This is a genomic window from Microcoleus sp. B3-D7 (assembly GCF_036705305.1).
Classification (GTDB): Bacteria; Cyanobacteriota; Cyanobacteriia; order Cyanobacteriales; family Microcoleaceae; genus Microcoleus.
Map to the genome: position 1 here is coordinate 17,181 of NZ_JAUBUE010000060.1, position 14,236 is coordinate 31,416.

Annotated in this window: 10 protein-coding genes; 5 read left to right on the forward strand and 5 right to left on the reverse strand. The window is 45.3% G+C overall.

Going from position 1 to position 14,236, the window contains the following annotated elements:
• Window positions 1-54: 54 nt before the first annotated feature.
• The gene (cofH, locus tag QUB25_RS26550; RefSeq protein WP_333187973.1) at window positions 55-1,200 is read left to right on the forward strand and encodes a 7,8-didemethyl-8-hydroxy-5-deazariboflavin synthase subunit CofH; all 1,146 of its coding nucleotides are present in this window, start codon (window positions 55-57) and stop codon (window positions 1,198-1,200) included.
• A 75-nt stretch (window positions 1,201-1,275) separates the two neighbouring features.
• On the opposite strand, the gene iscB is transcribed toward cofH, so the two are convergent.
• Both iscB and QUB25_RS26560 read right to left on the reverse strand, forming a co-directional pair.
• A complete protein-coding gene (gene iscB, locus QUB25_RS26555; RefSeq protein ID WP_333187975.1) occupies window positions 1,276-2,568 on the reverse strand; it encodes an RNA-guided endonuclease IscB in 1,293 nt (430 codons plus the stop codon).
• A gap of 274 nt (window positions 2,569-2,842) precedes the next feature.
• Window positions 2,843-3,190: a hypothetical protein gene (locus QUB25_RS26560; protein ID WP_333187978.1), complete on the reverse strand. Its 348-nt coding sequence runs from the start codon at window positions 3,188-3,190 to the stop codon at window positions 2,843-2,845.
• A gap of 131 nt (window positions 3,191-3,321) precedes the next feature.
• Here QUB25_RS26560 and QUB25_RS26565 point away from each other — a divergent pair, with 131 nt between their 5' ends.
• Window positions 3,322-3,564 carry a helix-turn-helix domain-containing protein gene (locus QUB25_RS26565; protein ID WP_190745066.1) on the forward strand — a complete coding sequence of 81 codons (243 nt, stop codon included), beginning with the start codon at window positions 3,322-3,324 and terminating at the stop codon, window positions 3,562-3,564.
• Window positions 3,565-3,595: 31 nt separating this feature from the next.
• On the opposite strand, the gene QUB25_RS26570 is transcribed toward QUB25_RS26565, so the two are convergent.
• From QUB25_RS26570 to QUB25_RS26580, 3 genes are all read right to left on the reverse strand, one after another.
• The gene (locus QUB25_RS26570) at window positions 3,596-4,537 is read right to left on the reverse strand and encodes a hypothetical protein (protein WP_333187982.1); all 942 of its coding nucleotides are present in this window, start codon (window positions 4,535-4,537) and stop codon (window positions 3,596-3,598) included.
• Window positions 4,527-5,840: an AAA family ATPase gene (locus tag QUB25_RS26575; protein WP_333187985.1), complete on the reverse strand. Its 1,314-nt coding sequence runs from the start codon at window positions 5,838-5,840 to the stop codon at window positions 4,527-4,529. Before QUB25_RS26575 ends, QUB25_RS26570 begins: the two co-directional genes overlap by 11 nt.
• Before the next feature lie 305 nt (window positions 5,841-6,145).
• Window positions 6,146-7,384 (reverse strand): LL-diaminopimelate aminotransferase, encoded by a 1,239-nt coding sequence (locus QUB25_RS26580; protein ID WP_333171297.1) that lies wholly within the window; start codon window positions 7,382-7,384, stop codon window positions 6,146-6,148.
• Window positions 7,385-7,647: 263 nt separating this feature from the next.
• Here QUB25_RS26580 and QUB25_RS26585 point away from each other — a divergent pair, with 263 nt between their 5' ends.
• From QUB25_RS26585 to QUB25_RS26595, 3 genes are all read left to right on the forward strand, one after another.
• On the forward strand, window positions 7,648-8,739 hold the full coding sequence (locus QUB25_RS26585) for a hypothetical protein (protein ID WP_333187988.1): 1,092 nt from the start codon (window positions 7,648-7,650) through the stop codon (window positions 8,737-8,739).
• A 322-nt stretch (window positions 8,740-9,061) separates the two neighbouring features.
• Window positions 9,062-10,819 (forward strand): DUF3352 domain-containing protein, encoded by a 1,758-nt coding sequence (locus QUB25_RS26590; protein WP_333187991.1) that lies wholly within the window; start codon window positions 9,062-9,064, stop codon window positions 10,817-10,819.
• 843 nt (window positions 10,820-11,662) lie between these two features.
• Window positions 11,663-14,236: two-partner secretion domain-containing protein (locus QUB25_RS26595; RefSeq protein WP_333187994.1), on the forward strand; the 2,574-nt coding region annotated here is incomplete at its 3' end.

Sequence of the window (14,236 nt, forward strand, 5' to 3'; positions counted from 1 at the left end):
TAAAAATGTCTTAATTCTAGTTAGTAATTCTGTAATTGAGTTAAAAAGAAAACTGTGGATGCAATTCTCTATCGAGCTTTACAAGGTTATAACATCTCTGCAGCAGAAGCCTTGGTACTTTTGCAGCAAAGAGATCCAGACGCGCGAGCTTCTATTCAAACAACCGCTGACTTGCTCCGCCGCAGACAATCAGGGGATACTGTCACCTACGTTATCAATCGGAATATTAACTTTACTAACATTTGCGAGCAGCATTGTAGTTTTTGTGCATTCCGCCGCGACGAGGGAGATGAGGGCGCTTTTTGGTTAGATGCAGCTCAAATTCAGGAAAAGGCAACTGATGCAGTGCAGCGGGGTGCGACGGAAATTTGTATGCAGGGCGGCTTAAATCTTCAAGCTAAGCTGAACGGCAAATCTTTGCCTTATTATCTGCAATTGGTGAAAACCATTAAGGATAAGTTTCCTCAGTTGCACTTGCACGCTTTTTCGCCGCAAGAAATAGAGTTTATTGCCAGAGAAGATAATCTTAGTTTCAGCTATGTAATTTCGGCTTTGCGGGATGCCGGAGTCGGTTCGATGCCGGGAACCGCGGCGGAAGTTCTCGACGATGCTGTGCGACGGGTGATTTGCCCGGAAAAACTAAATTCGGCAACTTGGCTGGAAATTGTGGGAACTGCTCACAGTCTGGGTTTGCCGACAACGAGTACGATGCTTTGCGGGCATATTGAGACGGCCCAACAGCAGGTTTTGCATTTAGAAAAAGTGCGATCGCTCCAACAAACTGCGATCGACCAAAACTATGGGGCACGCATTACAGAATTTATTTTACTACCATTTGTCGGACAGGAAGCACCGGCACCTTTGCGGAGTCGAGTCGGCCGCGACCAACCAGTTTTAGCAGATACATTGTTACTCACCGCTGTATCGAGAATCTTCTTAGGGAATTTGATTTCTAATCACCAGCCGAGTTGGGTAAAATTAGGTTTAGATGGAGCTAGAGAAGCGCTGAAATGGGGCTGCAACGACATCGGCGGTACGTTGATGGAAGAACACATTACTACAATGGCCGGTGCGGTTGGCGGCAGTTGTCAATCTGTCGAAGATTTGCAAAATGCGATTCGTTCTTTGGGGCGGGATTATCAGCAAAGAGATACAATTTATCGACCTTTAGGGGTTGACAATTTGGCAGTAATTGTATAACTTTTCGGAGGCGGAGTGCGAAGTGCGTAATATATCCTACGATTTTAGCCGATCGCTACGCCTTTAATTGCCGATTTACTGGACAAAAGTTGACAATGCATACATATAGCCATCATTACGGTGAATTGCTTTACAGTATTTGTGACGCACTGGGCTCACCTTTCCTGTTGCCGAAATCATCTCAAAAACTCCACTTGCTCGTACAATTAGCCTACCGACATGAGTACCTGCAAACTTTCCTGTGGGCAGAGTTGCTTGTACTATGTCGCCAGTTTTACAACCAAAAAACTCCTTGCATCGCGTCTTGTGTTTAATCGGAAAGCCATATTTATTAGGCTGGCACATCTGACGACTTCCCCATCCTTTAGCTGCGATTGACAAAGGCTGTGAAGTCAATATTTTTAAGTGGGACACTACTCCTACACAAGCTGCATCTAACCAATGAGTTTTTGGTAATTTCAATCGAGTACGATTGTATTTGGTTCTACCACCTGTTCCTGTTTCAACTGGTAATGATGTTTCTTTTAGTCTGTTGAATAGTTGCCAGCGCGTACTATTTACTGCTGCTGCCTCTTTCAAGGGTTTTTTGGCTTGTTTTGCTATCCGATTTAACAATTCTGGTTTCTGTGCTAAGAAATCTTTAATCTCCTGATTTCCCTTGGCTTCGTTGCAGTGACGGCAAGCAATTGTCAAATTAGAAACTCTTGAACTTCCCCCTTTGGAAGAGGGATGAATATGTTCAATTTCCAAGGGAACATTTTGAGCGTTGCAATAAGCACATTTTCTCCCCCATTTTTCTAATAAATATTCTCTAATCTCGTAGCCTGCCAGTTCTCCTTGTTGGTACTCAATACCCGATATTTCAGGGTTTTCCATTGCCTGGGTATCAAACTTAACCAACTCCTGACATATTTCTGTAATTGGAACATATCGGCGTATACGGTTCACCCAAGTCAGAATATTTTCTACTCTTGATTCTAGACTGGGTGGCAACCATCCCGGTTTTCGGCTGCGGTTTAAAAACCGCGCTCGCCGATACCTAGTTTTCCGGTTTCTACGGTGGCGACGAATTGCACGACGCGACTCTAAATCATTCTTAATTTGTTGTCCCCTGTGGGTTAATTCGGCACCCCAGATTACCTTGTCATCTCGGACAATGGCTAATCCACTAACCTTAGAGCCTGGATCGATTTTTAATTGATAGGGCTGTATTTTTGGAACGGATACTGTGTATTTGAGTACGATCGTAAATGGGTAACGCCGATAAATAGCGGCAAGCCTCTGTTTTAGCAATCGCCTTGCTTGTCCTGGCGGTACTGGGTTAAGCGGTTGTCCATTGGTATCCACAACAAATACAAAATTAGACATGGATGTCCTCCCTTTCGGGGTAATGTTTTCCTCGCCAATGTTTTCAGGGCTTGTGATATCAATCGCACTTCCTTAACCAAATAGGGATGTTTAACGATTGACGACAGGGCTACAAGCTGGAAAGCACCTGTAGGTGTCATCACCTTGAAAACGTAGTTTGTAACTTAGGCTGGCTATCTCTCCAGTGTTTGAAGTCGTTGTCCACTTTTGTCTACTGTTTGGTGAATAGCACTTTTGACTCAATTCTAGAAAGATCGATCGCACATTTAAAACTTCATTCCAACCGGATTAACTTAACTAACAGACTCATGATTTCTCCCTGTTCGGGTGTAATAATGATGCGATTGTCGGGAATGGCGATCGGATGAGTCCAACGAACAGCTTCCTCGTAGCGCAATGCGTGCAGTTGGTGGATAGTTCGCCGTACACCCAGCGGCGAACCGATGATGACGTGACGGACTGCTTCGCGATCGGCCTCAAAGGTTTGGTTGGTTAAAACATTGGGCGATGTTTGGTTCGATGATGAATCTTGCAACATGGCTTTGACTAATAATTTTGGATTGGTTTGATGCTTTGTAACGGTAAAACCGCGTACAATAACAAGTTGAAGAAAAGACAGCAATTCCCCTACAGCACAAGTGGCTTAACTGGTGCTGTCTAATATCTATTAGGTTAAATCTAAATTACTTTAGGGTAGATGTTAATTATTTTAGGGAAAATCCAAATAAATTAATATAACTTAACAAATAGCCTATGGAAACCTCAGAAAGAGCCGATCGATCGCCCCTAATGCGACTGAGAGTTCAGCGGTTTATGACTCAAAAGCAGTTAGCAGAAGCACTTGGCGTTACGGAAGCGACGGTAAGCAACTGGGAAGCTGGGCGATCGGTACCGAAGCTAACGCCTGTTCAATACAAGAAGTTGCTAGAAATTCTGCAAATTACCTCTGCTGAATTACCAGACCAATTTGGTTTTCCTAGCGATGCTGATGGATAGAAAAGGGAATATTATAATTGAGGCGTTTTATTTAAACGAACTCATACAATGTTTTGAAAAAAAAAGGGATATGAGACTTAACATCGCTACTTTGCTCTGAATAAAATCTCCCAATTTCTAACGAGAGTTGCTCTCTAAATACCCAATCTTCCCGGCTAAAGTCACCGGATGGCTTAATTTGATGCCAATAATCCTTAGCTTTTTTAATTGTCAGCAAAACTGCGATCGACTGATTTTTATGCGTTTCATCTACAGCATTTTGAAACCGCTCTTTCCACGAAGCCTGAAATGCTTGAACTTCACTACAATCCAATCTCGAACAGTAACTAATGCGATCGAAGGCTCTGTGTAGGTTGTTCTGTAAATCCAAGTCGCTACAAATTGCATCAGCCATATCCAGATAAATATTTGCAAGTACCGCAGGATTTCCCTGATAAATCGGCTTGTTACAACAATTGTCAAATATTGGTTGAAGTTCAGGTGTCAGAAAATATGCTTCTTTATGAATCAAACCTGTAATCCAGATGCGGTGCTGTGCTGCGTTTTGCTCTTTCACCTGCGATTTTTCGTAAAGATTCCGAAAAATTGCTTCTGTATCTGCAAAAATATAATTGTCGATCGTTTGCAGTTGCAAGTCTAAATCTATCATTGCAAAAAGTCGAGCGGGATCTAAATATGAATTAGTGGTATCCTTTTCGTGTAATCTTGAAAGAGTAAAGTAGGTGTCTAATACATCTTTGCGATCGCCGCAGTTGAAAAATTCCGGTAACTTCTGTCTCCACCATGTCGGAACGCAAGCCTTATAAAAGTTAGCATCAGGCATTTGCTCCATTGCTTTATAAGCTTGAGGTGACTCTCTACCCTGCGTTTTCCGAATATCACCTTCGCACAATACCACAATTTTGTTTTTAATTCTGCGAGATTGAAGAATTGCCTCACAATGTTTTTTTAGTTGTTGTGGACTAAGACTCATTTGTAATATTAGATTCTTGTTTGATAAGTTTTGGCTCAATTTCTTTAACGTGAGCTGGTGTCAGAGCTTCGCACAATGCGTAGGAGTGAGTTGCCAGAATATATTGATTGCTGGGCGCCCACTCTTTGAGGTCTGATATAATTTGATATTGCCAATCTGGATGAAAAGCAATTTCAACTTCATCCATCAAAACAATAGCATCTTCTATGTTGCGAGACTTAAGCCATATATAAATGCTGAGTCTTTTGAGTTCGCCGTGGCTTAAATCTTCTGGATATAGTTCTATAGTTTCACTATTATTATATAATTTAAAGTTGACACCCGAAAAATCTTCATTTAAATTTATTTTTTTATTTCCCAACAGCAGATTTAATTCCTTAATTAGAGTTTGATAGTTGTTTCCATAGGTACCTGTTTTAATCGCTTCTCTGAAGTCTAGATCGCGAGCCGTTCTAAATAATTCAATAAGTAGCTCTACAGCAAGGAAATCATAGGTAAATAAGCATTTTAATTGAGATTTTGCAGATTCCAGTATCCCATAGTAATTCCTATCTTCTTCACTGGAGGTTCCAAATAAGAGTTTTCTAGAAACTTGCGAAAAAAATAGAAATATTTGCGTGGACGGGGCGGCCAAAAATATTTTATGTGACAACTCATTAAAAAAAACTTCTGTTTCTTTGCTATCTATATTATTGAAATGACATAATAAAGCTTCATCTCGCTTATCATTAGAATTTATGTCACTTGAATAGTTACATATATATGTCATATCTTCTGATTCTAAATATTTAATAATTTCCTGACTAATTACCTCAAGCTTTTTATGTTCTTTTCGAGATTTTACTATCTGTTCTGCATTTCTTTGCGGATTTAATGAAATTTGTTTGAATAAGTAAGCCGTGACATTTTTAAATTTTTTTAATGTCGAAAAACACAGATATTCTTCATCTATAGTTTCCTTTTTACTATCTAAGTCTAATATTCTTTTTACATAATAATCTTTATAAGAAATGAATTGAAGTTTGACAACTTTTTCTCCATCCCAAATGTCAATTACGGCTAAGACTCGTTTGTCTTCCCCATCATAAATTTTAAATCCCTGAAGCAGATTTGCTAAAAACCGTTTTTTATCATCATCAACTGAACAGTGTAACAATACAAAAATCAACTGCAATAGCGTACTTTTACCGCCGCCATTTTGACTTCCCAGCGGAAAAATTTGAGGAAAAAAATCTTTTTCAAAAGTGATGTCAATGTCCTTTAAACCGCGAAAATTAGGAACTTGAACTCGTAGCAAGTGCATAATAAACTCCTAGTCTGGGGTTGCATTTTTTATTGAAACCATGAGCCACAATTATTTTAGATTATAACTCACATCTTTTACTATTTTCATGAACAGGCTTTCCGGCCTGTTCCACAACATATTAAATTAATGCTTTTTCGCTGATTCCGGCAGTCCGCCAGGGGTTGAAACCCCTGTCTCAAAGCGAAAGTCCTCGCTATGAGGACTGAAGAACTCATTAGTCCTCTTCAGAGGACTTTCGCTATTAGCCAGGGAATTCATTCCCTGGCGGGCTGGCGGCTTTTCGGTTTAAGCAGGAGAGGAGATTAAACCTTAAACTTCTCCACAATCCGTCTCATCGCTTCTTCCACATTCTCCCGACTATTAAACGCCGAAATTCGGAAATAACCCTCACCCGCCGCACCAAAACCCGAACCCGGAGTTCCCACCACATTGCAAGTTTCCAGCAACTTCTGAAAGAAATCCCAACTCGACAAACCGTGAGGCGTTTTCACCCACACATAAGGTGCATTTTCGCCACCAAAAACCTGGATTCCCGCCGCAGTCAATTTCTCGCGAATAATCGCAGCATTTTCCATGTAAAAATTGACTAAAGCCTGAATCTGTGCCTTGCCAGCCTCAGAATAAACCGCCTCAGCACCGCGCTGCACGATGTAAGAAACTCCGTTAAATTTAGTAGATTGGCGGCGGTTCCACAGCTTCCAAATTTCGACATCGGAACCATCTGCTGCTTTTCCAGTCAAAGTCTTCGGTACAACTGTTAGCGCACAGCGAGTACCCGTAAAACCAGCATTCTTGGAAAAAGAACGAAATTCGATCGCACAATCCCGCGCCCCTTCAATTTCGTAGATAGAATGCGGTAAACTCGGATCGGTAATATACGCTTCGTAAGCCGCATCGAAGAAAATAATCGAACCGTTAGCTTTAGCATAATTTACCCAAGCTTGCAAGTGTTCCTTGGTTGCAGTTGCCCCCGTCGGGTTATTCGGGAAACACAAGTAAATTAAATCGACTTTTTTGTCGGTGGGAATTTGGGCAGTAAAATTGTTTTCCGCTGTAATTGGCAGGTAAACTAAGCCACCGTATTCGCCATTTTCGTTCGCATCTCCCGTGTGTCCGGCCATCACGTTAGTGTCAACATAGACCGGATAAACTGGATCTGTAACTGCGATCGTATTATTGTTGCCAAAGATATCGAGAATATTGCCGCAATCGCACTTAGAACCATCAGAAATAAAGATTTCCGAAGCATCAACATCGCATCCCCGCGACTTAAAATCGTGCTCGGCAATTTTCTCCCGCAGCCACTCATAACCTTGTTCCGGGCCGTATCCTTTAAAGGTATCCCGCGAGCCCATATCTTCCACCGCCTTCACCATCGCCTCCCGACAAGCAGCCGGTAGCGGTTCAGTCACGTCGCCAATCCCCAGCCGGATGATGGGCGCTTCGGGATTCGCCTCCGCATAAGCTTTCACCCTGCGCCCAATTTCGGGAAACAGGTAGCCGGCTTTGAGTTTGAGGTAGTTGTCGTTGATAGTTGCCATAGTTTGATCGCTACAAATGTCGTAGAATAGCTTACTCCCAATTGTCTCTCTCAAGCAGCAGCAAGTTCGGCAACCAGCAATGTACGGGATTTAAGGGATGTGACGGATCGATGTTCGGGGAAGAGAAAGATTTTCCCGACTCGGACACTCAAACACTTCGATACTCCGCCATCACAGCCAATCTGCCTAGTTGCTGACCAGCCATTGACCAAAAAATCAAATCACCTTGTATAATCAGAATAGTGTGCAGCGCAGAAACAATTATGGACGAGATCGAGTACGCCAAACTCTATCAAGAACTGGCGGCAATTCTGAATGAGTTTAATTTAGGTTGGGTAGTTCAACAAGTAGCGGATACTGTAGAGATAGGCAAAGTAATTGAAGAGCGATCGCTCAAAAGAAAAACACCCCTGCTCAAGATAGAAGATTATACCGCAAAAGAACAACTTTTGCTGTTAATTAATGCTGTCGAACAAGCGACGGTCAACACTTCCGAAATGGAAGACGAAATTGCTTATTTCTTGAAAGTAGAATCAGAAACCTCTCCCCTCGGCACAAAAATTACCTTTGCCAATTCAGGTGCCGAAACTGCCAAAACAATTGAGTTTACCTCCAGCGTCACAGCCCCCCGCCACAAACAGGCGATCGCCCTCAAGCACTTGCTCGAAAAACTGCCCTCCGGGCCCAGCAACTACGCCATAAATTCCGACATTAAAAGCAAATTAAAAAGCTCGATAGATCCCGAGTTTAATACAGCAGCAGAACAATCCAGAATTTTTGACACTTACCTATTCACTATTCTGCTAAAAGCAGTTGCTAATGAAGGCGGTACTATTTATTACAACAATGTTTTAGACGACCAAACACCGAAATATTTAACATTTAGAAAAACGGCGGGAAAAATCCACGGAACTGCACATCCATACACTCATGCTGTGGTGGAATTTCCCGACAAACCACCCCTGGAAGTTCACCTAGGAGTAAAAATCCAAGGTAGAGCCGGAGTTCTGCACAACTGCAACGTTTTAATTTTGTACCAAAAAGAAGCAAATATCTGCCGCTTGCTCAACCGCGAACCCCGGCACTCGCAGGTAATTTTAGCAGTAAAATCCGAACACAGCACCTCAGAACTTAAACTAGAAATGGCCGGTGCTTTTATCGGCTTAGCGTCAGACATCCGCTACGAAGGCGGCAGCTATTTCATTTCTAACAGTTACTCCCAATCCGTAGCAAAACTCCTAACTACCGCTCGCAAAAAATGGGAACTAAACATTTTTCCTAGAGCCACAAACGATGTCCACCGGCTGATGTACTCGTTTCAAACTATCTTTAAAGACTTTAAGGCCAGAAACTAACATCAGGGAATGGGGAATTGGGCATCGGGCTTAAAAGCATCGCGCATCGGGAATTGGGCATCGGGAGTAGTTAGTGTAGGGCTTATGCGTAAATTCCAAAGAAACCAGGTTTTTTACCAGGATTCAACGCTCAAATCCAGTATTTAGTAAAAAAAGGGTTTCTGCGTCTAGGACTATAGTGGTTAGTGGTTACTGGTTAGTAGTTTTTCTAATAACAAATAAAAAACAACAAATTACCAATGCCCCATGCCCCATGCCCAATCCCCCATGCCCAATCGCCAATATAATTTATGATGTTGCGAGCACCCGAACCTTACGAATAATGTTTAAGAAAGATAAATCTTCCCTGCTGTTTACGATCGGAGCCGCCACACTTCTGATCGGTTTAGGCTTTGTCACCTACTACCTCGTCATTTCCCGTGGGCCCGCCAAAGATTTGCCGGCGGGGGCAACCGTTGTCCCGCAAGATACGATGATGGCCCTATCCATCAGCACCGATCAATCGCAGTGGAATAGACTGCGAGAGTTTGGCACCCCCGAGTCAAAAGCTTCGTTTGAGAGGTTTTTAAGCGAAATGCGCGATCGCCTCCTCACAAGCAACGGCTACGCCTACCAGCAAGACATTCAACCCTGGGTGGGTAACACAGCAATGGTGGCTTTTCTCCGCAACAAAATAGCTATACCAGCCCCCCCGCCCCCACCCAACACGCCCCCATCTCCGCCAATTCAACAGTCAGTGGCAATTATCCTGCCAATTGCCAACCCGCTCAAAGCCAAAGAATTATTAACAAAACCCAGGCCTCTCAGCCAAGGAAAAATAGTTGAGCGTAATTATAAAGGCGTGCAAGTCACAGAAACTCAAGGCGTACCCGATCGCAATTTTTCCGTCGCGGTATTGGGCACCAACTATCTAGCAGTCACCACAGATCCTAGCGCTACAGACAGAATAATCGACACCTACAAAGGCGAACCATCCCTAGCAAAAACCCCTGGCTATGCAGACGCCATAGACAAAATAAAAAGTCCGGGCGCCTTCGCTCAAATCTACGTCAATATGCCCGTTGCTGCCGCCTATGCCGCCGCCAACTCAGCCCGTGAAATTTCGCCAGAAAACCTCGAAAAACTGCAACAAAATCAGGGATTTGCCACCACAGCGACGCTGGAGGCAGAAGGAATTGGATTCAAATCAGTCTCTTGGCTAAAACCAGATTCTACCAGAAGGATAGCAGTAGAAAACAATGCTCTAAAAATGGTTAACCGCCTGCCAAGCAATACCATAATGATGGTATCCGGCGGCAACTTGCAGCGTTTGTGGCAAGACTACGTAGTGGGAGCCGAGGCAAACCCGATTTCCCCGATTAATCCCCAAGTTTTACGCACAGGTTTAAAATCCACTACCGGCATGGATTTAGATAAAGACTTGATGAACTGGATGGCGGGAGAATTTTCTCTATCATTAATACCAGCCGCCACGCAGAATCCCAGAGACAAATTTGCTGCCGGATTTGTATTTATGGTGGAAACAAACAACCGGGGCGCTGCCAACAAATCCCTGAAACAGCTTGATGAAACGATGAAAATGAAAGGGTTTAGAGTGGAGGAAATTCAAGTCGGCGGCAAACCGGCGATTAAATGGACATCGCCGTTTGGAGGGATTACGGTAACTCGCGGTTGGATGAACGATGTAGCGTTTATGACAGTAGGAGCTCCCATAGTTGATGCGATCGTTCCGGAACCGAAAAGTCCGCTTTTAAGCAGCGAACTGTTCCAGAAAACTGTACGATCGCAACTTAAACCACACAACGGCAATTTCTTCATCGACATCGAGAGTGCGTTTAACCCGAAAAACCTAGCTTTGCCGGAGTTTCCTCCCAACCAAAAAATGTGGATAGACGCCACGCGGTCGATCGGCGTTACAGCGGCCGTCATTGGCGATCGTACCACCCGTTACGACGCTTTTGTCGGCCTCAAAAAATCCAACCAATCCACTCCTTCACCGGGCCTTGCTTCACCGCGCCCTGCTTCACCGCGCCCTGCTTCACCCAGTCCATCGCCCACCGTCCAAACTTCTCCCAACTAACTCTTAAATCATTCAAAAAATCCGCCTGGACACCCCATTAAACAGCAACAGGGCGACAGATTAAAACCGAAAGGCAGCCGCCAGAAGGAACAAGGAAGAAGCAAGGACAGGACTTACGGATACAGACTAAAGAAACCGGGTTTTTTTATCGTTTCTGCAGGCTGCAACGAATTATTTTCGTTAACAAACCCGGTTTCTATGCAGCTTGGCGTCCACGACTACCAAAGAAACCGAGTTTTTTAAGCCTTGGGCTGCAACGAAGTGTTTTCGTAAAAAAACAGGGTTTCTGCGTCCAGGAATGAAGAAGCAATCGACCGTTTCTGACGCACCCTACACTTTATGTACGCGTTGCGTCCAGGACTTCTTATTTTTGTCAGAATTTTAAGGGTCGGCAATTGTAGAGCCGGCTTTTTTTGTTCTTTTTTATAAAAGGAAAGGAAAATTTTTTTACGTGGATTTTTCCCGGTCAGTTCTGGGCGCAGAAGCCGATTTTTTAAACAGCCATACTTCCTTCAAACTCTCACTAATGTAAAAAAAAACGGTTTTTAGGGGTCGGAGTGCGTCTAGGAAAGCCAGCTTTTTTATATGTCATCCGGAAGATACAGCTTCTAGGCATTGCGAGTTATATTTAGATTGTGGAGAAGATACGCTCGGGGAATTGCAAATGCAGAGGCAAATTTTACAGGGAAATTTTCCTCAGTGAGTCGGGAAAGTGAGTCTGGAACGCACTTGCAGTCCGAAACCCGCTAGCTTCATAAATATACAGCCTTTAACTCCAATTTTTTAGATAAACTAGGTTTATTTACCTAATTTCTGTGTATATATTTTACCCATTAAAAACCTATGGAAACCGCCAAAAATATTCAAATAAAGGCTAAATTCCTGTCGAAAAAAAGAATAAGCAAACTGGCAGTTTCTCTGCCAATTATCTTAATAAATCTTTACTTTTTGCAAGCAAAAGCCGAAGGTCAAACCATTGTTCCAGCGGCGGAAGGAACGAACACAACAGTCACTCCGGTACCCCAAAATGGAACTCCTGGGCAGCCAACTCGCTTCGACATTGAAGGCGGACAATTATCGAGCGATAAACAAAATCTTTTCCACAGCTTTACAGAATTCGGCTTGTCGGAAAATCAGATTGCCAACTTTATATCAAACCCCAACATTCGCAACATTTTAGCGGGCATAGGTGGCGGAAACCCGTCGATTATTAACGGCTTAATTCAAGTAACCGGCGGCAATTCTAACTTGTTTCTGATGAATCCATCCGGCATCATATTTGGCAACAGTGCCAGCTTAAACGTGCCGGCTTCTTTCACAGCAACCACCGCCACCGCTATTGGATTTGGTTCTAACTCGTTTAACGCTGTCGGTAGTAGCACTTACACATCTCTGACAGGCGCGCCCAATTCCTTTTCTTTTGGGGCCGATCAGGCAGGGGCAATTATCAGCACGGCAGACTTAGCAGTCAAGTCAGGACAGAACTTAACCTTGCTCGGCGGTACCGTTGTCAGCACAGGCAGCCTTTCTGCCCCAGACGGTCAAATTACCGTAGCATCAGTCTCCGGGACAAATTTAGTGCGCGTCAGCCAGCGAGGCAATTTGCTGAGTTTGGAAATCGAGCCGCCCTCAGCGACGAGCACCACAGAAAGATCCAGCACAGCTTCGACATTCTCGATCGCATCCTTGCCCGAACTGCTCACAGGCATCGGTGAAACAAACGCTACAGGCATCAGCGTCAATGCCAGCGGTGAAGTGGTACTCACGGCGTCTAACCGAGCCGTAGCTGCAGGGGACGTGGCACTAAAAGATGCAAACGCTCAGGCGATCGAAATTCAAGCAGCGAACAGCATTGTAGTCAGCGGAAACCTGACAACTTCCCAAGGTGGCCCAATCGCCCTAGAAGCTAGTGGAGACATTAGCACTGCCGATCTCGACTCCCACTCTGACACCACCGCAGGCGGTAACATCACCGTCACCAGCCGTACAGGAAAAGTAGAAACAGGCAATATCAACGCAAGCTCGATCGACAAAACCAGCAACGCCGGAAACGTTATTATTGCAGCACCCTCAAGCAGCATTCAAACAGGGTTCATAGACGCCAACTCCGAAGAAAAACAAGGAGGCGCAGTCACTCTCAACGCCCGCGACGACATCGAAGTAACCCATATCAACACCGAAGGCCGAACAGGCGGAGGAGAGATTGACATTACAGCCGGCGGTAATTTCCGAGCTACAGGCACTTTCACAAACGATAACAACTGCTTGTCGCAAGCTTGCAGCATTTCCGCATCCACGACTGGTAGCGCCAATGGTGGAGATATCACCATTCGCCACGGCGGGGAAGCCTCGAACACTCTTTTCAGTATCGGGCCCGACTATAACAAACTCAACGGTACTGCTGGCAGCATTGCCACTGGGGGTCCAAAGAAGGAAAATGTGATTACACAGGGAAGTTATTTCAGCCCCGACCCTCAGATAGTACAGCCGACCCAAATTAACATTACGGCTTCTTCAGTATCGCCAGCACCAACACCAGCACCAACACCAGCACCAACACCAGCACCAACACCAGCACCAACACCCGCACCGACACCAGCGCCCGCACCCACACCCGCGCCAACACCAGCACCAGCACCCGCGCCAGCACCAACACCCGCGCCAGCACCAACACCCGCGCCCGCACCAACACCAACACCAGCACCAACACCAGCACCAACACCAGCACCAACACCAGCACCAACACCAGCACCAACACCAGCACCAACACCAGCGCCAACACCAGCGCCAACACCAGCACCAGCGCCAACACCAGCGCCAACACCCGCACCGGAACCAGCGCCAACACCAGCGCCAACACCCGCACCGGAACCAGCGCCAACACCCGCACCGGAACCAGCGCCAACACCCGCACCGGAACCAGCGCCCGCACCTGCACCTTTACAAACACTAACGCCGGAACCAGCACCAGCGCCAGCACCTGCACCGGAACCAGCGCCAACACCAGCACCAGCGCCCGCGCCAGCACCGGAACCAGCGCCCGCACCATCACCAGCACCAGCACCGGAACCAGCGCCCGCACCAGCACCAGCACCAGCACCGGAACCAGCGCCCGCACCAGCACCAGCACCAGCACCGGAACCAGCACCCGCGCCAGCACCAGCACAAACATTAACGCCGACGCCAGCGCCGGTCTCAAATTTGCCACCAGCACCAACAATTACTCAAAATCCAGCGCCAGTCCCAAATTTGCCACCAGCACCAACAATTACTCAAAATCCAGCGCCAGTCCCAAATTTGCCACCAGCACCAACAATTACTCAAAATCCAGCGCCAGTCCCAAATTTGCCACCAGCACCAACAATTACTCAAAATCCAGCGCCAGTCCCAAATTTGCCACCAGCACCAACAATTACT